Annotated in this window: 25 protein-coding genes; all 25 read right to left on the reverse strand. The window is 53.0% G+C overall.

Annotated elements, in window-relative coordinates; translation table 11 throughout:
- Positions 1–46: 46 nt before the first annotated feature.
- The gene (locus L0M99_RS06120; protein WP_024059741.1) at positions 47–1,048 is read right to left on the reverse strand and encodes a DNA-directed RNA polymerase subunit alpha; all 1,002 of its coding nucleotides are present in this window, start codon (positions 1,046–1,048) and stop codon (positions 47–49) included.
- A gap of 162 nt (positions 1,049–1,210) precedes the next feature.
- On the reverse strand, positions 1,211–1,609 hold the full coding sequence (gene rpsK, locus L0M99_RS06125) for a 30S ribosomal protein S11 (protein ID WP_024059742.1): 399 nt from the start codon (positions 1,607–1,609) through the stop codon (positions 1,211–1,213).
- Between the two features lie 45 nt (positions 1,610–1,654).
- The gene (gene rpsM / locus L0M99_RS06130; protein WP_024059743.1) at positions 1,655–2,032 is read right to left on the reverse strand and encodes a 30S ribosomal protein S13; all 378 of its coding nucleotides are present in this window, start codon (positions 2,030–2,032) and stop codon (positions 1,655–1,657) included.
- A 128-nt stretch (positions 2,033–2,160) separates the two neighbouring features.
- Positions 2,161–2,274, reverse strand: a complete 114-nt coding sequence (gene rpmJ, locus L0M99_RS06135) for a 50S ribosomal protein L36 (RefSeq protein WP_024059744.1) — start codon at positions 2,272–2,274, stop codon at positions 2,161–2,163.
- A 43-nt stretch (positions 2,275–2,317) separates the two neighbouring features.
- On the reverse strand, positions 2,318–2,539 hold the full coding sequence (infA, locus tag L0M99_RS06140; RefSeq protein WP_022864716.1) for a translation initiation factor IF-1: 222 nt from the start codon (positions 2,537–2,539) through the stop codon (positions 2,318–2,320).
- A gap of 234 nt (positions 2,540–2,773) precedes the next feature.
- A complete protein-coding gene (locus L0M99_RS06145; protein WP_024059745.1) occupies positions 2,774–3,316 on the reverse strand; it encodes a type II toxin-antitoxin system PemK/MazF family toxin in 543 nt (180 codons plus the stop codon).
- A 129-nt stretch (positions 3,317–3,445) separates the two neighbouring features.
- Complete coding sequence (gene map / locus L0M99_RS06150; protein WP_024059746.1) at positions 3,446–4,339, reverse strand: type I methionyl aminopeptidase; 894 nt, start codon at positions 4,337–4,339, stop codon at positions 3,446–3,448.
- Positions 4,340–4,373: 34 nt separating this feature from the next.
- Entirely contained in the window at positions 4,374–4,940 is a 567-nt protein-coding gene (locus tag L0M99_RS06155; RefSeq protein ID WP_024059747.1) for an adenylate kinase, read from the reverse strand.
- Positions 4,937–6,229, reverse strand: coding sequence for a preprotein translocase subunit SecY (gene secY / locus L0M99_RS06160; protein ID WP_024059748.1), 1,293 nt, complete (start codon positions 6,227–6,229; stop codon positions 4,937–4,939). The genes L0M99_RS06155 and secY overlap by 4 nt, the downstream gene beginning before the upstream one ends.
- 272 nt (positions 6,230–6,501) lie before the next feature.
- Entirely contained in the window at positions 6,502–7,146 is a 645-nt protein-coding gene (locus tag L0M99_RS06165) for a hypothetical protein (RefSeq protein ID WP_024059749.1), read from the reverse strand.
- Between the two features lie 258 nt (positions 7,147–7,404).
- Positions 7,405–7,902: a 50S ribosomal protein L15 gene (gene rplO / locus L0M99_RS06170; RefSeq protein WP_238128092.1), complete on the reverse strand. Its 498-nt coding sequence runs from the start codon at positions 7,900–7,902 to the stop codon at positions 7,405–7,407.
- Positions 7,902–8,084 carry a 50S ribosomal protein L30 gene (rpmD, locus tag L0M99_RS06175; RefSeq protein WP_022864709.1) on the reverse strand — a complete coding sequence of 61 codons (183 nt, stop codon included), beginning with the start codon at positions 8,082–8,084 and terminating at the stop codon, positions 7,902–7,904. The genes rplO and rpmD overlap by 1 nt, the downstream gene beginning before the upstream one ends.
- Positions 8,084–8,773 (reverse strand): 30S ribosomal protein S5, encoded by a 690-nt coding sequence (rpsE, locus tag L0M99_RS06180; protein ID WP_024059750.1) that lies wholly within the window; start codon positions 8,771–8,773, stop codon positions 8,084–8,086. Before rpsE ends, rpmD begins: the two co-directional genes overlap by 1 nt.
- Before the next feature lie 15 nt (positions 8,774–8,788).
- Positions 8,789–9,160 (reverse strand): 50S ribosomal protein L18, encoded by a 372-nt coding sequence (rplR, locus tag L0M99_RS06185; protein ID WP_024059751.1) that lies wholly within the window; start codon positions 9,158–9,160, stop codon positions 8,789–8,791.
- The gene (gene rplF / locus L0M99_RS06190) at positions 9,161–9,697 is read right to left on the reverse strand and encodes a 50S ribosomal protein L6 (protein WP_024059752.1); all 537 of its coding nucleotides are present in this window, start codon (positions 9,695–9,697) and stop codon (positions 9,161–9,163) included.
- A 12-nt stretch (positions 9,698–9,709) separates the two neighbouring features.
- Entirely contained in the window at positions 9,710–10,108 is a 399-nt protein-coding gene (rpsH, locus tag L0M99_RS06195; protein WP_024059753.1) for a 30S ribosomal protein S8, read from the reverse strand.
- Between the two features lie 59 nt (positions 10,109–10,167).
- Positions 10,168–10,353 (reverse strand): type Z 30S ribosomal protein S14, encoded by a 186-nt coding sequence (locus L0M99_RS06200; protein ID WP_022864704.1) that lies wholly within the window; start codon positions 10,351–10,353, stop codon positions 10,168–10,170.
- The gene (rplE, locus tag L0M99_RS06205; RefSeq protein WP_425304310.1) at positions 10,353–10,901 is read right to left on the reverse strand and encodes a 50S ribosomal protein L5; all 549 of its coding nucleotides are present in this window, start codon (positions 10,899–10,901) and stop codon (positions 10,353–10,355) included. Before rplE ends, L0M99_RS06200 begins: the two co-directional genes overlap by 1 nt.
- Positions 10,902–10,918: 17 nt before the next feature.
- Positions 10,919–11,338, reverse strand: a complete 420-nt coding sequence (gene rplX, locus L0M99_RS06210; RefSeq protein ID WP_022864702.1) for a 50S ribosomal protein L24 — start codon at positions 11,336–11,338, stop codon at positions 10,919–10,921.
- On the reverse strand, positions 11,339–11,707 hold the full coding sequence (rplN, locus tag L0M99_RS06215) for a 50S ribosomal protein L14 (protein ID WP_024059755.1): 369 nt from the start codon (positions 11,705–11,707) through the stop codon (positions 11,339–11,341).
- Between the two features lie 249 nt (positions 11,708–11,956).
- Positions 11,957–12,214 carry a type II toxin-antitoxin system RelB family antitoxin gene (gene relB / locus L0M99_RS06220; protein WP_337954207.1) on the reverse strand — a complete coding sequence of 86 codons (258 nt, stop codon included), beginning with the start codon at positions 12,212–12,214 and terminating at the stop codon, positions 11,957–11,959.
- Positions 12,215–12,314: 100 nt separating this feature from the next.
- The gene (locus L0M99_RS06225) at positions 12,315–13,043 is read right to left on the reverse strand and encodes a sortase (protein ID WP_024059757.1); all 729 of its coding nucleotides are present in this window, start codon (positions 13,041–13,043) and stop codon (positions 12,315–12,317) included.
- Positions 13,012–19,698 carry a SpaA isopeptide-forming pilin-related protein gene (locus tag L0M99_RS06230; protein WP_238128094.1) on the reverse strand — a complete coding sequence of 2,229 codons (6,687 nt, stop codon included), beginning with the start codon at positions 19,696–19,698 and terminating at the stop codon, positions 13,012–13,014. Before L0M99_RS06230 ends, L0M99_RS06225 begins: the two co-directional genes overlap by 32 nt.
- Entirely contained in the window at positions 19,698–20,837 is a 1,140-nt protein-coding gene (locus L0M99_RS06235) for a Cna B-type domain-containing protein (RefSeq protein ID WP_024059759.1), read from the reverse strand. The genes L0M99_RS06230 and L0M99_RS06235 overlap by 1 nt, the downstream gene beginning before the upstream one ends.
- The gene (locus L0M99_RS06240) at positions 20,834–21,850 is read right to left on the reverse strand and encodes a class C sortase (protein WP_024059760.1); all 1,017 of its coding nucleotides are present in this window, start codon (positions 21,848–21,850) and stop codon (positions 20,834–20,836) included. Before L0M99_RS06240 ends, L0M99_RS06235 begins: the two co-directional genes overlap by 4 nt.
- Positions 21,851–21,948: the final 98 nt, after the last annotated feature.

Here is a 21,948-nt window from a genome sequence, read left to right on the forward strand (position 1 = left end):
TACTTTCCTAAAAAACTTTATTGTTTCAGCGCCGAGAAAACCCGACTTAGTCGTCAGAGAACTGCAACGAACTGGAGTTGGTCAGATCATCTAGATTGACCGAGGAGGGCAGCGGAGAATCCTTTAACGCCATCCCCATTTCCGCCAGCTTCGCTTTAATCTCTTCGATTGACTTAGCGCCGAAATTCCGGATATCCAAAAGATCGGCCTCGGAGCGAGCAACCAGTTGCCCCACCGTGTTGATTCCTTCCCGCGTCAAAGCGTTGTAGGAACGAGACTGTAGATTCAGGTCATCAATAGACAGGGCCAGATCTTGAGCCAGCGCCTGATCCGTTTGCGGAGCGCCAATCTCAATCCCTTCGGCCTCAATATTGAGTTCCTGACACAAACCGAACAGCTCTACCAGGGTTTTGCCCGCCGAAGCCAGCGCATCCCGGGGTGCTAGTCCCGGCTTGGTTTCCACATCCACAATCAAACGGTCAAAGTCCGTGCGCTGCTCTACACGAGTAGCCTCTACCTTGTAGCGGACTTTAACCACCGGAGAATAGATGGAGTCGATGGGAATCCGAGAAATCTCGTGCCCATCAGACTTGTTCTGATCAGCAGAAACGTAGCCGCGACCGCGTTCTACCGTCAGCTCAATTTCTAGCTTTCCAGAATCGTTCAAAGTGGCCAGATACAAATCCGGGTTGTGGATCTCTACGCCTGCCGGAGGGGTAATGTCCCCAGCGGTAACCTGCCCAGCACCTGCTTTACGCAGATACATAACTACCGGTTCGTCATTCTCCGAAGAAAGCACAATCTGTTTAATGTTCAGAATGATCTCGGAGACGTCCTCCATTACTCCCGGAATAGTGCGGAACTCATGCGGCACCCCCTCGATACGGATCGAGGTGACTGCGGCTCCCGGAATGGAGGAAAGTAGGGTACGCCGCAAACTGTTACCTAGAGTGTGTCCAAATCCGGGTTCTAGGGGTTCAAGAGTGAAGCGGGAACGCTGATCGTTAACCGCTTGTTCTGATAGCACGGGTCGCTGTGAAATAAGCAACGTGTTGTCCTTTCTGTCGCCCAGCCCGCCATATGACTGGAACGGACGTCCTGACCAAAGGTCAGCCTTAGAGACAAGACTGCGAAATCTCCCAAATGACGGCCTGGAGACTCACAGAAGTGTTTTACTATCTTCTTTTTTCTACTTCAGTTAGGACGCGCCTTATACGCGACGGCGCTTGGGAGGACGGCAGCCATTGTGGGCATGCGGGGTAACGTCCTGAATGGAACCGACTTCGAGGCCGGTAGCTTGCAGGGAACGAATAGCGGTCTCGCGACCCGACCCCGGTCCTTTCACGAACACGTCAACTTTCTTCATGCCGTGTTCTTGAGCCCGCCGAGCAGCAGCTTCAGCAGCCATCTGTGCAGCGAAAGGAGTGGATTTACGGGATCCTTTAAAGCCCATCTGGCCAGCAGAAGACCAGGAAATAACGGCTCCGGACGGATCGGTAATCGAAACGATAGTGTTATTGAATGTGGACTTAATGAACGCTTTTCCCTGAACAACGTTCTTACGCGCAGCCCGACGCGGCTTACGGCTCTTAATAGAACTAGCAGCCATATCTTCCTTCTTTTCTCAGATCCAGCAGGTGGTGCCTGCGCTTACTTATACAGCCTTCTTCTTACCGGCAACCGTGCGCTTAGGTCCCTTGCGGGTACGCGCATTGGTCTTGGTCCGTTGACCGTGCACCGGCAAGTGGAAACGGTGACGCAGACCCTGGTAGGAACCGATCTCAATCTTGCGGCGAATATCGGCTTGGACCTCACGACGAAGGTCACCTTCTACTTTGTAGTTCGATTCAATGAAGTCGCGAACTTTAATCAGATCTTCTTCAGAAATATCTTTTACGCGTACATCCGGGCTAACCCCGGTTTCTTGCAGCGTTTTTTGAGCGCGAGTGCGCCCTACGCCGTAAATGTAAGTAAGTGCCACTTCCAGCCGCTTCTCGCGGGGAAGATCAACACCGGCAATACGTGCTGCCATTAATTTTCTCTCCACATTGTTTCCGGAGGCCGTCGCGCCACCTTCCGTTTTCCCGGCCCAGGCCTCCGGACCTGGGGTCACCTTCCGTATCTGAAAGGTGCTGGTAGCACGCTTATTATTGTTCTCGGCTAGCCTTGACGCTGTTTATGCCGAGGGTTTTCGCAAATCACCATGACAACGCCGTGGCGACGAATCACCTTGCATTTTTCACAGATCTTCTTAACGCTGGGTTGAACCTTCATAACTTCCCTCTAGCTGCGACGAATTTCTTCGCTGTCCGCTGCTTTACTTGTATCGATAAACGATTCGGCCGCGCGATAAATCGTAGGGACTGAGCTCTACTACCACACGATCCTCTGGCAAGATCCGGATATAATGCTGACGCATTTTGCCCGAGATGTGCGCTAACACCTTATGACCGTTTTCCAGTTCCACCCGAAAATATGCATTCGGGAGTGCCTCTGCTACGGTACCTTCGACCTCTACAACGCCTTCTTTTTTAGCCATCTATCCTTCACTAACCTTGTTCACATAGGATGACTAGCGGGTATACTATTCCCCTCTAGTCACAAACCCAATAGTCAACTTTACGTTAGTTGCGGGACTAACCTAAAGCTGATACGGGGTTAGATCGGTCACGCCTTTACCTTTTCTACTGTTATCAGCGTGTCGCAGGTTGCAAATCCTGTCCTTAATAACTAAGTTCTGCGCCCTCTCGAAACGCCCCTTGTCTGCTCCCTACTATTTCAGTCTTTGCTGTTTGCGGATAGCCGCGGCTACCTGGTTAAAACGTTCGCGATCTAGCCGAGCCCCTTCCCGGCGTACTTCCCGGCGAGGAATCAGCAACAACCGATCCAAGCGGGCTTCAGATTCCCTCCCCTTAGAATCCCAAGCACCAGCGCCGATATCCATCCAGTAACGTCCCCAACGCGCCTCTTGCTCGGCATCTTTATCATGATCTTTACTGGTCAACTGGGATCCAATAACTGCATCTGCTAACGCCGCCATGACTAGCACCGGGCGATCTTTACCGCGCCCATCCTCTTCCTCATAGGGAACCCAACACCAAATCACTTCACCAGGGTCGGCGGCTCCATTCCCGGTATCCGGGTCATAGGCAAAGGGAGGAATCTTATCGCCTTTGTTCAGGTAACGTGCCCGCCCAGCCGGACGCACATATTTTTGCTGCTGGCGCCGGCGATTGGGGTGGGAAGTAGCTTGTTCGAGCTGACTGCCCCCGAGCAGCGATATCATCCGGGTTAGTTTGCGGAAGGGAATACGCATGGGCTCGCCTCCTTTTCAAAACCGACTCTATCAGGCACCCAGGGGGTAGCGCTCAGTAAAAGGTATCCCCAAAAGCGGGGCAAAAGGATTTTCGAGGGCGAGCGCGGCGGAGATATTTCCGGTAACGATCTATAGTTTGACCGGTTTTATTCCGAAAGGTGCCAAAGCCGCCTGCCCAAAATCCGGCTGGTTGAGGACGCAGATTCCCTCCGGCAATACCGCAACTTGCGCCTCCCAATGACAGGCGAGGGCGTGATCTACGGTTTTCACTGTCCAATCATCGGCCAAGGTGGTAACCCGATTAGATCCGCGCGTCAATATCGGCTCCACGCACAGCACCATTCCCGGTTTAATCGCCGCTGACCGGCCGGCCTCCCGAAAGTTAAAAACATCTGGTGCCTGATGCATGGCAGTCCCGATCCCATGTCCGGTGAACTCTTCTACGATTCCCGCCGTCCAACCAAAACGTTCGCTGAAGGATTCAACTGCGTCCTCGATCGCGGCGCCAATATCATTTACGCGGGCTCGCGGACCAGCTATAGCCGCCACGCCTGCCCAGGTGCTGTAGCGAGTTATCTCTAAAAGTTGTTCTTTTTCTGAGGACGTGGGGTAGGCGTGTGCGGAAATCGATGGATCCGGCTTGGGCGCTGGTTCCTCCCCAATAATCACCGAGAACGCCGAGTCTCCGTGCCACTGTTTCCCGTCTCGCTCCAGATAGCAGCCACAATCGAAACTAACTAAGTCTCCGACCTCGAAAGGAACGTCACCGGGGATGCCGTGAACTACGGTGTCATTGACCGAGATGCAGATGGTGGCGGGGTAATCAAAATATCCCAGAAAGTTGGAGTGAGCGCCTCCATCGGCGATTACCTGCGCCGATATTTCATCTATTTGCCGGGGAGTGACCCCGGCTCGCGCATTCTCCCAGACGGCCTCATGAATCTGATTAACGATGAGGGCAGCCTGGCGTATATAACCCAATTGGGTCCGGTTCTTTAGTTCGATGCCTCGCCCAAATAGCATGGCTACCTATCTTCTTCCCGATGCGGTTAACTGATTACTGCAGCTGGGCCGCAATATTTTCCCAAACCTGTTCGATAGAGCCGTTACCGTCAATATTAATCAGCAGACCGGCCTCGCGATAATAGCGCACTAGCGGCTCGGTTTGTTCATGGTAAACCTGCAGGCGGCGACGAATCACCGGTTCGGTATCATCGGAGCGGTGTTCAATCTCGGCGCGCTTTAGTAGCCTGCCCACCACGTCCTCTAAATTGACGTCCAGGTTGATAACCGCATCCAGCTGGGTTCCCATATCTTTGAGCACCTGATCCAGGAAATGTGCCTGCTCCAGGTTGCGGGGGTAGCCGTCAGCCAAGAAACCGCCGCGGTAACGACCAGTTTTGAGTTCTGCTTCTACCAGGGCGCTAATCACCGAATCGGGAACTAGCTCTCCCCGGTTGATTAGTTCTTTCGCTTTATTACCGAGCTCGGTGCCTGCTTGCATTTGCGCGCGCAGCATCGCGCCGGTTGAAAAAGTGGGAATATCCAGCAGTTCGCAGATCTGGTGCGCCTGGGTGCCCTTTCCAGCACCGGGGGCGCCCAGAATCACCAGGCGTTTTTTCATTTCAGGAATCCTTCATAGTGGTGTTGCTGAAGCTGAGCATCGATCTGCTGTACGGTTTGCAGACCCACACCCACCATAATCAACAGGGTAGTCCCCCCGAAGGGCATCTGAGTTACCTTCAAAGGAATCAACGCTACGATCGGCACCATGGCTACCACTACCAGGTAGATCGCGCCCGCAGTGGTAATCCGGCTGATTACGTAGTGCAGATAGTCTGCCGTGGGAGCCCCCGCTCGAATCCCGGGAATAAATCCGCCGTACTTCTTCATATTGTCAGCGATTTCCTCCGGGTTGAAGGTGATTTGAGTGTAGAAGAAGGCGAAGCCAAGCACCAGTAGCGCATAACAAATCAGATACAGCAGGGAGTCGTGTTGGAAGTTATCGTTTATCCATTTGACCCAGCCGGCGGTTGGTTTACCGAAGCGGGAAATCATTTGCGGCATGGCTAGTAGCGAGGCCGCGAAAATCACCGGGATAACCCCGGACATATTGATTTTCATGGGGATATAGGTGGTAGAGCCACCCACCATGCGCCTGCCTACCATCCGTTTGGCGTACTGTACCGGGATTCGCCGTTGGGCTTGTTCCACGAATACGATCGCCAGGGTAATCAATGCAACCAAAGCAATGATTACCAGTACTTTCCAGACTCCGCCGGAAGCCCCGATCGATTGCAAGTGGGCGGGCATGTTCGCCACGATCCCGGTGAAGATCAGCAGGGACATGCCGTTACCGATGCCGTTTTCGGTGATGAGCTCGGCCAGCCACATGATTAGTCCGGTGCCAGCGGTCATGGTGACCATCATGATCAAGTAGTTGAGCGCTGACTGGTCGGGGATAATCGGTTTACTGGGGGCGCAGCCTTGCAGCAGTTGCCCTGAACGCGCCATATAAATAATGGTCACTGACTGCAATACCCCGAGCCCGATGGTCAGGTAGCGGGTGTATTGGGTCATTTTAGCTTTTCCGGCTTGCCCTTCCCGGTGCAGGTCTTCGAAACGAGGAATCACTACCCGCATCAGCTGGATAATAATCGAGGCCGTAATGTAAGGCATGATCCCCATGGCGAACACTGACAGGGACAGCAGGGCTCCCCCGGAGAACAGGTTCACCAAGTCGAGCAGACCATTCTGTTCATTATTCTTTAGGCAGGCCTGTAGGTTCGGATAGTTAACCCCCGGTGAGGGGATATGGGATCCGACCCGATATAGCGCCATAATCGCCAAGGTGAACAGGAGCTTTTTCCTGAGATCGGGCGTTTTGAACGCCTGTACGAATACGCTTAGCAAGCTGCCTCCAGCAATCTGTGTTGTTTACGGCAAAAAAGATAATTCTTTAACCCTTAAAAGCCTACACAATTTAGCTTCGCAATAGCACATGCAGATACTTTTTGGGGTAATGTTCACGCGGGTTCAGCGATTTTTTGTCTTCTCCCCTGGTTCCGAGGACGTGCCTCGGGTCGTCAAGGTGAAGCGCCCTACGCACCTGTGCACCAGACGCGGCTTACCTTTGGGGCGCGGCCGCGGCGTGATTGCGCCTTGGGGTTCCCAAGGGGCGGTGTCTACAGGCAGCGGCCGGATCCGCTGTTGAAGCTGATGTGTACGTGATCGAAGTGGTTGGCGGTAATCGAACCGCGATTTTCCATACCTTTCCAGCTGCGCCCGGGCATCCAGATTTTTTGTTTCCAGATCACGTATTTAATGTTTAGATCCCCGCTATTGGCGATTGCCCAATTGGCGATGGAATCTCCAAGTCCACTGGATACCGGTACCATTACGTCCAAAGCTTGGCCTTTACCGTGATCGCGCGGATCTCCGGGACGCAAGCCGCCAATATTAGTTACCCCGAAACGCTGAGTAATCATAGTGCGTACCTGACGCGGCCAGGGCTGCACCCCGCTATCCCCGCTGGGAGGGGCACAATTGGGAGTTTCGGCGGCCGCAAGCGGAGAAGCATCTTCGCTCTTCGCGGAGGTAACGGGGGAAGCGCCTGCAGAGAAAGCACTTACCTTATTCGTAGCTACTTTTACCTGTTCATCAACCGATACTGCCTGGTTGTAAAGATTTTCTTGCAGCATATTGTTAGCTAACTGGGAAACGTTAACTGTAGGTACGTTTGCTGCTACTGAGGGATGTACAGAATCTGCAGCTACTAGCCCAAATGCTGCCATAACCACGATTGGTGCCATCAACCAGGTTTTTCTCACGATATCTCCTGAGCTTTGGGGACGGATATCACTGTAAAGACACCCGCATATAACGTTTTTGTAACAAATCTATTATGAGTATAGCGGTTTGCCGACGTTTAATGTCAAACCTGGTGACCTAATCCACTTGAAAACCGAGTTAGCTGCAATATTGTGGTGGCTATAAATGTAAAAGTCTCGGGCGGGGAGATTTCCTCCCCGCCCGAGATTTTCTAGCTATCTAGATTTTTCAGCTGCAGTCAGACTGCTGGGTGCAAACTAGTCTTGCTCCCGCTTGCTCAGCGAACCGCCGGCAGCTTCAATCTTCTCTTTAGCAGAAGCAGACCAAGCGTCTACGATCAGTTCCAGTTTCACCGAGATTTCCCCGGTACCTAGAACTTTCACCAAAGAGTTCTTGCGAACTGCTCCCTTGGAAACTAGATCATCAACCGTGACCGTTCCGCCTTCGGGGAATAGTTCTTGCAGGCGATCCAGGTTCACTACCTGATAGACGGTAGCGAAGGGGTTCTTGAATCCGCGCAGTTTCGGCAGACGCATATGCAAAGGCATTTGCCCGCCCTCGAAACGAGGATGAACATTCTTGCGAGCGCCGGTGCCTTTAGTACCGCGACCGGAGGTCTTACCTTGCGATCCTTCACCGCGACCCGCGCGCTTGCGGCGCTTATTGGAGCCGGGAGCCGGACGCAAATCATGCAAGCGGATTACGTCCTCTTTAGCAGTGTCTTCTGCTTCGGTTACCTTAGTATCTTCAGCCATTAACCAATCTCCTCTACCTGCACCAGGTGGGAAACCTTGCGGATCTGCCCGCGAATAGCCGGGTTATCCTGGTGTTCCACACTCTGGTGAATCTTGCGCAGACCCAACGACTGCATAACGCGGCGCTGATTCTGGTTGGTATTAACCAGGCCTTTAACCTGGGTGATCTTGAGCTTACTCATCAGGCATTCACCTCTTCAGCGACACCAGCGGCGGCTTTCTCCGCTTCGTCTTTCTTCGCTTTCTCGGCTTTTTCTGCCCGTGCCTCCGCTTGAGCCCGCAGCATCGCTTCCGGAACTACCCGCTCAACGGGCAGTCCGCGGCGCGCCGCGACCTCTTCCGGACGCTGCAGCATCTTTAGAGCAGCTATCGTGGCCTGCACGATATTCAAAGCGTTGGCGCTACCCAAAGATTTGGTTAGCACGTCATGAATACCGGCGCATTCCATAACTGCACGCACCGGGCCACCGGCGATTACCCCGGTACCGGGAGAAGCCGGACGCAAAAGTACAATACCGGCAGCTTCTTCACCCTGTACCAAGTGGGTGATAGTCCGCCCAATCATCGGTACTTGGAAGAAGTTCTTCTTCGCGTCCTCCACGCCCTTGGAAATAGCCTGGGGAACCTCTTTAGCCTTGCCGTATCCGACACCGACCATACCTTCACCGTCACCGACTACTACTAGTGCGGTGAAAGCGAAACGACGTCCGCCCTTAACTACTTTAGAAACACGGTTAATGGTAACTACGCGCTCTAAATACTGGTTCTTTTCCTGCTCACGACGATTGTCGCGGCGGCCCTTACGCCCCCGGTCTTCGCGGCCTTTGCCACGGGATTCCCGGGAATCGGCGTTTTTATTTTCTTCAGCCATTATTTTCCCTCTCCTCTACAGCTTCAGACCGCCATCGCGGGCACCTTCAGCCACCGCGGCAACGCGACCATGATATTTGTTGCCACCGCGATCAAACACGACAGCCGTGATGCCTGCCTCTTGGGCACGCTTCGCGATACGTTCACCTACCAGGCGAGCCGCATCAACTTTCTTCATCTTCTCGCCTCGCTGCTCCGCTTCCAAGGTGGAAGCTGAAACCAAGGTGTGCCCCAAGTCGTCATTGACAACCTGGGCAACCATGTGGCGGTTAGACCGAGTAACCACCAGACGAGGGCGCTGCGCCGTACCATATACGCGTTTACGAACCCGAATATGGCGGCGTTTGCGAGCGACGAATTTGCCTTTACCTTTAGGGGTATACGACATTTACTTACCCGCCTTTCCGGCCTTGCGACGAACGAATTCGCCCTTGTAACGAATACCTTTGCCCTTATAGGGTTCCGGAGGACGAATCTTACGGATCTTCGCAGCGGTTTCGCCCACTAGCTCTTTGCTAATGCCAGAGATAGTGAAAGATAGCGCGCTATTAACCTTAAATTCGATACCTTCGGGAGCTTTGAACGGTACCGGGTGTGAGAAGCCCAGCTGCAGCTCAATATCGCTGCCGCGGGTCAACACGCGGTAACCGGTACCCACGATTTCCATTTCTTTGGAGTAACCGTTGGTTACGCCCTCGATCATATTGGAAATCAGCGAGCGGGTAAGGCCGTGCAAAGAGCGAGCTTCCCGGGATTCTACTTCCCGCTCCACTAGGATTTTGCCGTCCTCTTCCCGAATCTTCAGCGGTCCGGTAAAAGTGCGATCCAGCTGACCCTTGGGGCCTTTAACTGAAACGTTCAGACCGTCGATCTTTACTTCTACTCCGGAGGGTAGGGAGATCGGGTTCTTGCCAATACGTGACATCCTTATTCCCCCTTACCAGATGTAGGCTAGGACTTCCCCGCCTACACCCTTGTCTTGTGCCTGACGGTCAGTCATAAGACCGGAAGAGGTGGACAGAATCGCCACCCCGAGGCCTCCCATGACCTTGGGCAATTGAGTAGATTTTACGTATTTACGCAGACCCGGTTTGGAAACCCGCTTGCAACCGGTGATTGCCCGTTCGCGCTTGCTTCCATATTTTAGGGTCAAAGTGAGGGTCTTGCCCACGCGGGCATCACTGACTTCACTTTTGGCAATATAGCCTTCGGTTTCGAGAATCTTCGCGATTCCCGCCTTCATTTTCGATGAAGGCATAGACACTTTGTCCAGATGCGCCGCATTGGCGTTACGCAGACGTGTCAGCATGTCTGCGATGGGATCTGTCATAGTCATTTTGGGGTTCTAACCCTTCCTCGCTGCGGTTTCTGTTTCAGACCTGCAACGTAGTAGTTTTACCAACTGCTCTTAGTGACGCCCGGAAGTTCGCCCCGCAGAGCGAGCTCACGTAGGCAGACACGGCAAAGTCCGAACTTGCGATATACCGAATGAGGACGGCCGCACCGGTTGCACCGGGTGTAGGCACGCACCTTGAACTTCGGCTTACGCTTCGCTTTATTCTTAAGCGCCGTTTTCGCCATTAACGTTCCTCCTTAAACGGGAAGCCCAGCGCGCGCAGGAGCGCCCGCCCCTCTTCATCACTGTTCGCAGTGGTAACCAGGGTAATATCCATGCCCCGCACGCGATCGATCGAGTCCTGATCGATTTCGTGGAACATGGCCTGTTCGGTTAAACCGAAAGTGTAGTTCCCGCGGCCATCGAACTGTTTGGGGCTTAGTCCCCTAAAGTCACGGATACGCGGCAGAGCGGTCGAGATCAGACGATCTACGAACTCCCACATCCGGTCTCCGCGAATGGTCACATGCGCACCGATCGGCTGGCCGGCACGCAGTTTGAACTGCGCGATAGATTTACGTGCCTTAGTGACAACCGGTTTTTGCCCGGTAATCGCGGTCAGGTCACGAATCGCGCCCTCCATCAGTTTGGAGTCGTGCGAGGCTTCACCGACACCCATATTCACAACCACTTTTTCGAGGCCGGGAATCTGGTTTACGTTCTTGTATCCGAACTCTTTTTCTAAGGAGCTACGGATTTCTTCCTGGTAGCGCACCTTTAGGCGCGGAGCCACAGTTTTTGCTTCAGCCATTAGATGTCCTCCCCGGAACGCTTCGCGTAACGCACCCGAACCGTACGGAGACGGCCGCCACGTTCTGCCTGTTCCTCACGGAACCCAACTCGCGTAGGCTTCTTAGTCTTGGGATCAACCAGCGCCACGTTGGAAACGTGAATCGGTGCCTCGCGGTATTCGATACCGCCAGTTACCTGTCCCTGCTGGTTTTGCCCCTGGCGAGAGTGGTGGGTACGAATGTTTACGCCCTCGACCAGTACCCGGTCACTGGAGCGGTATACCTCTAGTACCCGACCTTGTTTGCCCTTGTCCCCCGGTTTTAGGGCGGGCAGGCCTTTTTCGGCGCGACGTTCGTTGCGCTTGGCCAGTTTCTTTTCGTCACTGGTGCGGCCAGCAATGACCTCTACCAGATCGCCTTTCTTTATTTTCGCTCCCATTTACAGCACCTCCGGAGCCAGAGAGATAATGCGCATGAATTTCTTGTCACGCAGTTCCCGGCCGATGGGGCCGAAGATACGCGTGCCACGCGGTTCTCCACTGGGCTGGATAATAACTGCGGCGTTTTCATCAAAGCGGATGTAGGAACCATCCTGGCGGCGACGCTCTTTACGAGTGCGCACGATTACCGCTTTAACAACTTCGCCTTTCTTGACATTGCCGCCGGGAATAGCGTCTTTTACAGTGGCGACAATGGTGTCACCGATACCTGCAAAGCGCCGCCCGGAGCCGCCCAACACGCGAATGCAAAGCAGTTCCTTTGCACCCGTGTTGTCGGCGACCTTCAGTCGCGACTCTTGTTGAATCATCGTGTTCTCCTAAAACTGGGCACAATGCACCCCTTAGGTTGTTTCTTCCTGTTGCCCGGCGAGGCCGGCTCCCCAGTTGGCCACGAAAGTGGCAGACTCAAAATGCTCTGCTTTTGCAGGTCACCAGGTCTCTGCCGTGACTTTCCAGGGCGGAACGCAACCCCTTCAGCTTAGTGCAAAGGTGCAGGCAAATGAAAGTTCGCACCCCTATTTGTGCTGTAAGTTTCCTCACCCGCCCGGGCGCTGAGCTCAATCTTCCAGGCCAAGTTCCGCCTTCACTTCCTCAAGGGAGTAAGTTTTCGCTTTACCAGCGCGAATTTCTTCGACTTCGTTTAGTAAGGTGTACTCATAGAGCAACTGGTCAATGGAGGATTCAATAGCCTCACGAAGATAATACGACTTTGAGCGTCCAGTTAGGCGCGATAACTTATCAAGCTTTTCTGCAGTCGTATCGCTCATGCGAACCGAAGTAGCGACCATTATTACCCCCCCTCCTTCCTCCAGCATAGCAAAATGACTACAAGTAGTCACCCCTTATTTTCCAGCTCATACCGAGGTAGCGTCCGGATTGGTTCTTATCTAAGCTACGCCCAGAGTACGCAGTCGCCTAGTTGTTTTCGGATTTTACTAGGCGGGTTACTATTTGGCTGCGGCCAGAAAAGTTGGGGGTAATGATTGCCGCGTCCCATCTTTCCCGGTGGCGGGAAATTGCGGATAACTTGCTGCTCGGAACAGTTTCTACGGTTGCTAGCTGGTAGCGGTATTCGTGTCCGGAAATATCGGTAAACACTACTTCGGAGCCGTCTGGCAGATCTTTGAGTCCTGAAAACTGCTGGTTGTCGGCACCATCGGCAATCACCAGATCCCCGCTGGCGGGATTGCCCCCATAGATGCTCGGGATTTTCGCGGTCGCCGCCGCATCGCCGCTTGCGATAATCGGCCAGCTGCGGTTCAGATCTGGGATCTGCAAGATCCCGGTTACCTCATATCCGGACAGGTTCACTGTCTCGAGGTAGGGGCTGGCACCGCCCGGGGCAGTGGTATCGGCAGTACCGCCCTGCCCCTTACCAGCTGCTTTCCCCGAGGACGCCCCGGATTCTTTCGCATTTTCCGGGGTTTGGGTAGCGATTACTCCCACCTGGCGGGAGCTGGGGATAACCTCCTGGGTTTTAATCAGGAGGCCATCTATTTCGCTATCACCGGTACGCCCCTGCCACCAGGAGTATCCCAGCAGCGCCACTAGCAGCAAGCTCAGCGCGATACAAATGACTTGTATCCACCGCACCCAGCGAGCCCGGCGGGTTTTACCCGCGGCGGCGATAACGCATCCAGCCATAGACTGCTACCCCACAGATCATTAGGCCGAACAGGGTGAAGGGCAGGGTACCGACGCCTCCCGCCTTCGGCAGCTCATAGGGCTGGTAGTTCTTGACCGTGACCGGATGCTCGGCACTGCCTGGCTGTTCACCAGCCACGCCGGGAGCCGGCTTTTGGAATAGCTGTCCGTTCCAGGTGGCGGTGTAGTTGTCGGGAGTTTTCAGTTCCTTTACGAAGTATTCCGCTTCACTTAAGTCCGGGAACACAACTTTGCCGTTGTCAGTAGTCTTAACTACGCGCGACAGGTAATAGGTCTTCTCTCCCTGCTTGACCGTCTTATCACTGTCAGCTAGGCCTGCGAGGCCGACCTCCTGCAGCTTGTCGGCGCTGATCTGCTGGGACTGATCCGGGGAATACAACCCGAATACCGCTCCAGCAAGCCCGTTTGTGCAGGCACCATCTTCGCCGCAGTTATCTCCATCTGCTTTAAACAGGTTGATTTCCCACTTGCTGCGGATGTTTATACCGATAACGGTAAGGTTTTCGCCAGAGTTATAGCTGAAGGAATATTCTCCCTGGTGTTCAACCGGGTTCTCAGTGCTGCCCGTGGCCACCTGGTACTTAGAGAACTTCGTTCCGTCGGTGGGAGGTAGCTCCGCCAGGGTGTAGCGTTCCCCGTTCTTCCACGTCCAGGTTCCCGAGGGACTGGCGGGTTTGCCTGCCAGGGCGGTCAGGGAAATCTTTTCCGAGGACGAGGCGCCTTTGGCTACCGGTACCTTCACCTCAATATAGGAGCGGCCAGCTTTCTTGAGGTTTTCGATCAAGGTTTTCTCGGTCATTTCTTCGGGGGTTAGTTTTTCCCCGGTGTAGACCACGAAGTTATATACCGTTGCCTTGCTTAGCTGCAACGGCTCCTTATTTTCGTCTTGTACCTGCTTTAGCAATTGCATTTCGGCTGGTACTTTCACCCCAACTTTGAGCGGGATGGCCTCTAAGTCCAAGTCTCCGGCTCCGGGTGCACGGTAGTTGTAGCCGAAAGTGTTCCAGGCAATGTCGCCCGGCTTGGGGTTTGCCCCACCGGCGATCTTGGCGTCAAAGCGTACCCGCAGGGAGGCGCCTCCCTTGAGGATATCGGTGCTGTCCTTCAAATTAACGCGCAGGGAACGGGAACTTGCCTTTCGTTCAGTTCCCCAATCGCTAGTGGCACTACCGTTCCAATCTTTTTCGGTGAACCCGATAGCTTTATCGGAGTATTCCACCGTGTATTTACTGGGATCTACTGCTGTCCAGGTTCCATTCGCGTCCTTAACCTCTACCGTCAGATTGGGCTCATCCGCAAAACCTACCTTAAACTGTGATCCCCGCTCGGGGGCACCCGTAAAGGTGTAGTTATCGTTAGTTTGCGGCAGGTTATCGATCAGGGTGATACGCGGAATCGAGTCATCCGTATTGTTCTTCACCTCTAAGGTATAGGTGAATAATGAGCTTTGACCGGGCAGCGAAATATAGTTCTTCTCGTCCGTGGAAGTAACTTTGTTATCCGGCTTCGCCTTTTCTTCTACGCTCTTTATTGAGGAGGTATAGGCATCTTGGGCAATCGGCACAAACGCGTCAGCCTGTACGCTGGGGAGATTAGTCTTGTTCTCGCTAGCACACACGTCGCCTTTAGCATTGTCCTTCCAGCAATAATAGGGATTAACCGTAGAATCGGGCTGTCCCGGATCATTAAGGTTTTCACTGGTAGTGGTGGATAGCTTCAGATCTTGAGTAGCGTTCGAACCATGCTTAAGAGCTCCCTGGTCGAAAGATTCGCCAATCGGAGTCACATAGGCATTGTTGAACACCATCCGATAATCACCCGTTTGTTTCGGATTCTTGCTCGAAAGCTGCAAAGTAGCGGTGCCTTCCGGCAATAGGGGATTACCCGGAACTGAATATCTTGTTTGCCCAGGGGTCTTTTGCCCATCGGTACCGGGAACAACCCGTACATTAAGCTGCAGCTTCCCGTCTTTCGAGGTGAGAGACACATGGAACACGGTTCTATTCCCCAACACAGCCAGAGGCTCACCGTTGACTGTCAAAGTGTTTGTAGTCGAAAAATAAGCGGGATTCCGGTATCGAACGGTTACGCTCTGGGGGTTCCCCTGTGCGTCATATTTCCAGTCGTCGAGGAACGTAAGCAGCTGGTATCCTTCATCGCAGTCATTGCTTCCCCAGCCGCCACCGCTAGTGTTGTCCAGCTTCGGAGGATGACAAGTGTAAGTAACCGTACCGGTAAAGACATAGTTGGGATCCAGACGGTCACTGATTACATAGTCGGTGATCGGTTGTTTTCCGTCATTGTGGGCGGTTACTTCCCAAGTTAAAGTATCCGGGTATCCAGCGGCCTTGGGATCTTTAGTAGTGGTACCAGCCGCATTCTTTTTAGCGACTAACTTTTTAGAGACTCCCGGCAAGATTGCTCCGCGAGTCAGATCCACTTGGGAGGATAGCCACTGGGTATTATCGTCTCCACCTACAAAACCCTTTTGGTTAGCGTTGTTGGTGTCAATTATCTGGCGATCCCCGTCATTGGCTGGTGCCTGCCCTAAGGGCTGTGAGGTGATCTCAATGTCGGGATTGACTTGTATTTTTTGCCCCTGTTGATTGTCATAGGGCATAGCGATCTGGTTACGACTTAAATCTTCGGTTTTGACTTTTTCGGCAACTGCTACCAGGTAGCTATACCCCACGGTTTCCCCGGGGTTCAAATAGTATTTATCCCGTTCGGCGTCATATCCCAGATTGGAACCGGCCTTAGAGTTATCTAGGCGGAAAGTTACATGGCGCGGATTTTGCGCATCTACTATCGCCCGCAAAGAAGCTACTTTGGGTTTTTCTCCCGGGAAATCCACGGGAGTGTTTTCAGCGCTAGATCTCCAGGTTTTGCGGATTGGCAACCCTTCGTCTCGGGGCTGTTCTTCGGGGAATAGCCCGGTGTAATAGACGTCATCTCTGAATTCCAGCTTGATACCAATCCCATCTGGCACCGGTTTACCGGTATCGTAGTCTTTATAGGTGGTGCAGACGTCGTTTCCTTCTTCATTCTTGTGGCACTGACCATTTTTCATATATGACTGGTCATCAATACCGGCAAAGAAATGGAAGCCTTCAGGCAAGACGTCTTGAATGTCATTAATGTACAGGCGCGATTCCCCGTCGTTATGCAAAACGTTATAGTAGCGCACATATTTGTACAGGTTAGTTTGTTCATCTTGCGCCGAGTTGGTGTAAGTAACCCGGCCGCTGGCAGTATCATCGGGTCGGAGTACGGTGTAATTATCTGAACCGCTGCTGGTACCGATACCGCCCCACGGATAACGGGTCTCTTTTTCGTACTTATATCGTTGTTTCGCAACTACCCCGGTGTCAGCTACGCCTTTTTGCAGGGTAGCTCCCGCTTTTCCGCCCAGGTAGTGGCTTACCGAATAGGAGTCATTCTTTACATGCCAAGTGTTAAATAGGGTGTCTGACTGGTATTTCTTGCGATAGTTATCCCAGTCGGCTCCCTCAGGTAGCTGCCAGGTTACATACATATATACCGAGCCGGATACTTCCAGTTGCAGATCCTGATCCCAAACAAGGTATTGCTGGGTGTCACTGGAAGAGGCATCGGCCGGGTTCGTATCGGTAATCTTCCAGTTCTTGAGGTCGCCGGCAGTGACCTTTAGCCCGTTTTGCCCCTCTGGAATCTCCAGGGATAACTGGTCTTTGGTCCAGGGTTTACCCGGCAAACTGGGGGGCAGCGCATCATATATGTCCTTGCCAGTTACTATAAAAGGATCATCCCCAAACACTGACAGAGCCAGGCGATAGGTAACCTTCTTCCCGGCATTCAGGGGGCTTTGGCTTAGTAAAGAGTCTTCATCAAAAGTAGCGCCCCGCTTGGTGACTATCCGCTTGTCTGCCCCCAGCTTGGAGATACTCATCTCGGTCTTATCGGTAATGCTGTATTTCGGCGACTCGACTCCCCCAATATTTAGCGCATCGGGGTGCCCGTCTTTAACCTTGGTATATCCGGTCTTTTCCGGATCGGTGAGGGTCAGGTAGTCCACGCTAACCTTAGACGGGTTGGCAAAATCTTGGCTGGCCATATACCAATAGGTCGAGGTGGCGATACCCGCCCCGTTATCAAGTTTCTTCACTTCGATGCGATCGGCAATGAAGTCTTTGCTTGAAGAGGAATCGCCTACCTTTTCGGTAGCACTGAAATGAACATTTTTATAAGTCCCTGGTTTATCTAACAGGTAATAATCTTGTCCGTCATAGTTGTATTTCTTCAGCCCTTGCAGATCCGGGTTAGTTGCGTTATCCCCTTTAACTGGCACTAACAGTACTTGCGCTCCCGAGAGCTTATCGGTAAAGGGCAGGGCGTTATATTCGGCTTTCCCGCCTTTACGTTCTAGGGAGAGTTGATATTTAACCACGGTTCCCACTGGAATTGGCTTTCCGTTTTGTTCTACCTTCTCATTTTTCACATAGGCGGCTTTTTTAACCTCGAAAGAGTTGACCGTAGTTACCGTATCTGGAACGTCTTGATCGTTCAGATTCACTTTGTTAGTGGTTTGCTGCTCGGTAAAATCTTTCCCGGCCATAAAGTCATCTTTAACGGTCGCCCTTACCACGTGTTTAATGCTGTCTCCACCGTAAATCACGTGGTTCGGTACTTCCCAAGCCACTTGATAGCGAGTAGCTTGCACTACTATCAAGTCTTTTAGGGCATCCTGCAAGGCGGCCGCAGTGCTATCAACTGTCTTAGTCGCTCCCGCCTGGGTAATCGCTATCTTCCCATCGGCTTGTTTCTCTAGTTTCAAATCTGCGGGCTTAGCCTTAGCGCAATCTAGATGCACCTGCCCCGTACCCTCTTTACCGCTGGTAGTGGTGTGTTTTGCGGGTACATAGTTTTCACAGATCTGGGCGCCGGTGATGTTAATCGTGAGGCCATCCCCGTCCTCACTAAACATTTTGGCCATTTGCGCGGGGGCAAGGTAGTAGGCTTCGGGCAGGTGATCGGCAATAATGCCTTCGTCATCCTTACCTTCTTTAATCTTCCAGGGGCCAGATCCCTTGTTAGTGGCAGTAATCGTAAAGTCAATGGGGTCGCCCCGATAGAAGCTTTGCCCTTTTCCGCCTTCGTGGGTCTTAGTTACCTCGGGAACCGGGCCTTGCATGGTCACCGGGTTGGTGACTGCTGCCTTAGATGAAGCGCGATCAGTGTGGGTGTACTCGGTGGTTGCCGCAAACTCATTGTGCAAATTGTAGGTTTGATTCGGCTTTGGATCCTTCACCAGCAAGAAGTTGTCACCAAACCGAATTTTTACATTTCGATCAACCAGATTTGGTTTATTCTGTCTTGCCCCCACATCGTAGGTAATTTTTAGAGTGCGCTTCGCAGGATCGAACTGGTAACTAAGGGAACTTAGGTAAATATTGGAACCGCGCAGGGCGAATAACGGGACTGTTTCACCATTATTATCAATATTTAAGGTTATATATTGGCCGTTGCTATCTTTGTCCCCTGGTCTGATTGTCCACCCTGGGATCTGGGTATACCAATCGCGAATTGAGCCAGTGTTCCCCACCTTCTTTAGGTATTCGGGGTTAAACTCCACCCCTTCGGGCAGGGTAAAAGTATCTACATAGGTAGAATCAACAGCGGGATCCTGACCAACTTTGGCTTTGGGCATTCCCTCGGTGGTTACCGGGGTATTGCGGAAAGTGTAACGCAGGTTCTTAATATAATAGTTTCCGCTTTGCTGGTCATAGGCAATACTGGGGTCAGTCGCCGATCCCCAAACCACGTCTGGTATCGGTTTATCCAACCAATCAAGCGGGTCTTTGTTGAGCAGCTCTTTCTTAGCTTCATATTTTTGCCGAATAGTATCCCAAGTATTTTCCTGTACCTGGCAGCTGGGTTCTTGGCCTTTCTTGCCCAGTGCTGCTTTGTCCTCGGGAGTAAGTTCCTCGATCCAAACTTTCAGATCCCCACCGGCGGAAGTGGGAGAATCATGCTTGGCTTTCACCGGGAGTGTGAATGCATCCCCAATTTCAGAACCGGCAATCTCGATGTAATAGTAGCCAGCTACCGCTTTACCGTCATCATCTTGCACCTGATTAAAGGTGTAGGGGTTCTTATCCCCCTCCGCCTGATAGTAGGTCTTGCCTACCTCCAGTTTGGTGTCAGCTTCCCCGCCCAAAACATAGCCGGGAGCGGCAGGGGGTTTTTTGGCGGTAAAGCGGAAATAGACCCGATAAACTTTGGCTTTAGCGGCTGCCGTGTTGGAGATCCCGATGTTTTGGCTAAAGGCTTCCCCAGTCCAACGCTGGCTAACGTTCTCCGAGGTAATCGCCTCGGCCTTTTCAGTCTCGGGATTATCTTCGCCGGGCTGGGTATTTACTATCGCTACCTTTCCATCGCCGGCCTTTAACAGTTCAGTAGTTACCGTACCGGGTTCAACCTGGCAGGAGGTCGGCGCCCGCATCGGCCGCGAAACGTTAGTTGCCCCCAGATTATTGGCCTCTTTAATGCCTAAAGAGTAGGAAGGAATCGCCAGTAACAGCGTGGTTACCAGGAAAGAAAGCGCCGCCAGGATAGCTAGCAGCCGAGTGCGGTCTTTATAGAGTTGATTAAACACTATTTCGCCTCCCTATCTGCGCGGTTTTGCTTAGAATTGGTCGCGCTTTCCGATTTGAAATCACTGCTGCCTGCCGTCGCTACTTGCCGACGCCGCGCAGCAATTCCGCCTGCCCCTAAAACCATCAGCAAGGGGGCTAGCCATAAGTAATTTAGATTCGCGCCCGTCTTTGATAACGGAGGACGCTTGGGGGGATTTTTGGGAACTAAAGTATTGGTAACTGTGAAAGCCTGGCCAATCTTTTCGTAGCTAACCGTGTAGGGGCTGTTTCCCAGCTGTTCGGCTACTGCCCAGCGATGTCCTTCGCTGTCTTCCCAACGGTAAGTCCAGTTATTTGCGTTGTTTAGCTCGATGGTTTGGAATAGTTTTTCGTCCCGCAAAATCTGTATTTTTACTGCTTTAGGACGCGCGGTTTGGTTGCCGCCGTCCTGCCAATGTTTAACCACCTGGTATTGCGCCGGCTTGGGCAGTACTTTTTCTAGCTTCGCCACTGCGTTTACGTCGTATTGCAGTTTTCCGTCAACTAGGCTCGGCACAGTAACTAGCGAGGGATTAAAAACATAGGTTTCCCCGCTGGCACCCGCATTGGTAAAGGGATCCGCCAGCAACAGATAAACCCCTACCTTCAGGTTATTAAAGGTGGCTTTCCCATTGCTATCCGAGGTCGCCGTCGCCTCTGGCGCTACCTGGTCAGCATGGATATGGTTAGCGAGGTTGCCCGCGAAGTCCGCCCATTTACTGGCGTCAACGCTACCCGCGGGAATCGCCCCGCTTTTATCTTGAAAGTCATTCCACTTTAATGCTTGTAAATACTGCTGATAGGCCGGCAGTGCAGGGAAATGCCGCTTCACCTCGGCTATCCGATAGGCGGAGACTTTCACCCCCGCTAAAGGCGCGCCCTCGTAGTGAAAATCGAGAGTGATAGTGCCTTTTGCGTTTTGATCAATCTTTTCTAGATTTACTAAATCCAGAGAGGTAGTGCCGGAGGATGCACTGGTTTCGCCACCAGTGCCTGAGGGACCAGCCGGGGGTGCAGCGTGCGCGGCGGCGGGAGTGAGCATCCCAATTCCCAGCAGCGTGGCCAAAAGCGTCGCAGCCAGCGTCCCTAATAAGCGGTTGAAACTAATTGCTTTGCTCATAGTGCTTCCGTCTTTCCTCCCGCTTGATTTCGGCGACGCCGCAGATGCGTCACGGTGATCGCCACAATGATTCCTAACACTGGCACCGAGATGGCTAACGAAACCATCACCGGATCCATAGCGACCGCATCGGCAGCCACATAACCGGCGTCCCCTCCATAGGGAACCCGGTGACCGCGAACGAGTAGCCGGTGGGTATTAATCGCATAGGGCGTGCAGGTTACTAAAGTCGCGTAGTCTTGCCCAGGAATAATTTTTAGATTCGATAGTTCTTTGGGTTCGACTACCCGGATTTGGTCAACTTGATAAGCCAGGTCACGATCTAGTACGTGTAACACGAAGCGATCGCCCTCCTCTAGCTCGTCAAGATTGGTGAATAGTTTGGCACTGGGCAATCCTCGGTGCCCAGACAAAATCGTGTGGGTGCCGGCTCCGCCGGTAGGTAGCGAACTGCCGGGCACATGCCCTGCCCCTACCTGTAGTACCGAGTCCTCGGTGCCGTGGTAGATGGGTAGATCTACCCCTAGTTTTTCGATTTCGATATGACCCATCATCCCGGTTTTCCCCACATCTAATAGGGAAAGGTAGCGTTGCATTTGCGAGTGGGACAGATGGTAGCGCGCCGGGTTGGACAGCAGTTCCCGGTTATAGGCTTCGGCCTCATCCCAGGTCTGCTGGATTTCTCCGGGGCGCATCTTATTTACGGTTTGGGTGTATTCCGCGATTGCGCGGCCTTGTTGCAGGGTGTTCCAGTAATTACTGATAGTGGGGTAAAAGAACACCAACATGCCGCCCAAGAATACTGCTATGAAGGCAAGATCGGGGATTCGTGATCGCTTAGCACCCTCCGGGGTGCCGGTTGCTTGGCCAGATGCGGAGGCCGAGTCCTGACGGCGCGAAGTTCCCTGAGCATCCAGGTTCTGTTCTTTGGGGTCAGAATCGGATTTTAGGTGCCGTTGATCCAGGTCATCAGCGGCCGAAGCCACTTGCTGATCTACCGGGAGCGGTTGCACTTATTTTTCCTTTCCTAGCCCTGCCGGGGAGCCTTGGATGGGTTACGCACTAAAAAATGGAATTGGCGCTTGGGGGGGGGGGGGGGGGGGGGGGGCGG

The organism is Varibaculum cambriense (assembly GCF_022133705.1).
Taxonomy (GTDB): Bacteria; Actinomycetota; Actinomycetes; order Actinomycetales; family Actinomycetaceae; genus Varibaculum; species Varibaculum cambriense_A.

What these genes read in the sequence shown, in the direction of transcription:
- rpsK (WP_024059742.1), bottom strand. Translation starts at nt 1,609, where the DNA reads ATGGCTGCTAGTTCTATTAAGAGCCGTAAGCCGCGTCGGGCTGCGCGT.
- rpsM (WP_024059743.1), bottom strand. Translation starts at nt 2,032, where the DNA reads ATGGCAGCACGTATTGCCGGTGTTGATCTTCCCCGCGAGAAGCGGCTG.
- rpmJ (WP_024059744.1), bottom strand. Translation starts at nt 2,274, where the DNA reads ATGAAGGTTCAACCCAGCGTTAAGAAGATCTGTGAAAAATGCAAGGTG.
- infA (WP_022864716.1), bottom strand. Translation starts at nt 2,539, where the DNA reads ATGGCTAAAAAAGAAGGCGTTGTAGAGGTCGAAGGTACCGTAGCAGAG.
- L0M99_RS06145 (WP_024059745.1), bottom strand. Translation starts at nt 3,316, where the DNA reads ATGCGTATTCCCTTCCGCAAACTAACCCGGATGATATCGCTGCTCGGG.
- map (WP_024059746.1), bottom strand. Translation starts at nt 4,339, where the DNA reads ATGCTATTTGGGCGAGGCATCGAACTAAAGAACCGGACCCAATTGGGT.
- L0M99_RS06155 (WP_024059747.1), bottom strand. Translation starts at nt 4,940, where the DNA reads ATGAAAAAACGCCTGGTGATTCTGGGCGCCCCCGGTGCTGGAAAGGGC.
- rplO (WP_238128092.1), bottom strand. Translation starts at nt 7,902, where the DNA reads ATGGCTGAAGATACTAAGGTAACCGAAGCAGAAGACACTGCTAAAGAG.
- rpmD (WP_022864709.1), bottom strand. Translation starts at nt 8,084, where the DNA reads ATGAGTAAGCTCAAGATCACCCAGGTTAAAGGCCTGGTTAATACCAAC.
- rpsE (WP_024059750.1), bottom strand. Translation starts at nt 8,773, where the DNA reads ATGGCTGAAGAAAATAAAAACGCCGATTCCCGGGAATCCCGTGGCAAA.
- rplR (WP_024059751.1), bottom strand. Translation starts at nt 9,160, where the DNA reads ATGTCGTATACCCCTAAAGGTAAAGGCAAATTCGTCGCTCGCAAACGC.
- rplF (WP_024059752.1), bottom strand. Translation starts at nt 9,697, where the DNA reads ATGTCACGTATTGGCAAGAACCCGATCTCCCTACCCTCCGGAGTAGAA.
- rpsH (WP_024059753.1), bottom strand. Translation starts at nt 10,108, where the DNA reads ATGACTATGACAGATCCCATCGCAGACATGCTGACACGTCTGCGTAAC.
- L0M99_RS06200 (WP_022864704.1), bottom strand. Translation starts at nt 10,353, where the DNA reads ATGGCGAAAACGGCGCTTAAGAATAAAGCGAAGCGTAAGCCGAAGTTC.
- rplX (WP_022864702.1), bottom strand. Translation starts at nt 11,338, where the DNA reads ATGGGAGCGAAAATAAAGAAAGGCGATCTGGTAGAGGTCATTGCTGGC.
- rplN (WP_024059755.1), bottom strand. Translation starts at nt 11,707, where the DNA reads ATGATTCAACAAGAGTCGCGACTGAAGGTCGCCGACAACACGGGTGCA.
- relB (WP_337954207.1), bottom strand. Translation starts at nt 12,214, where the DNA reads ATGCTGGAGGAAGGAGGGGGGGTAATAATGGTCGCTACTTCGGTTCGC.
- L0M99_RS06225 (WP_024059757.1), bottom strand. Translation starts at nt 13,043, where the DNA reads ATGGCTGGATGCGTTATCGCCGCCGCGGGTAAAACCCGCCGGGCTCGC.
- L0M99_RS06235 (WP_024059759.1), bottom strand. Translation starts at nt 20,837, where the DNA reads ATGAGCAAAGCAATTAGTTTCAACCGCTTATTAGGGACGCTGGCTGCG.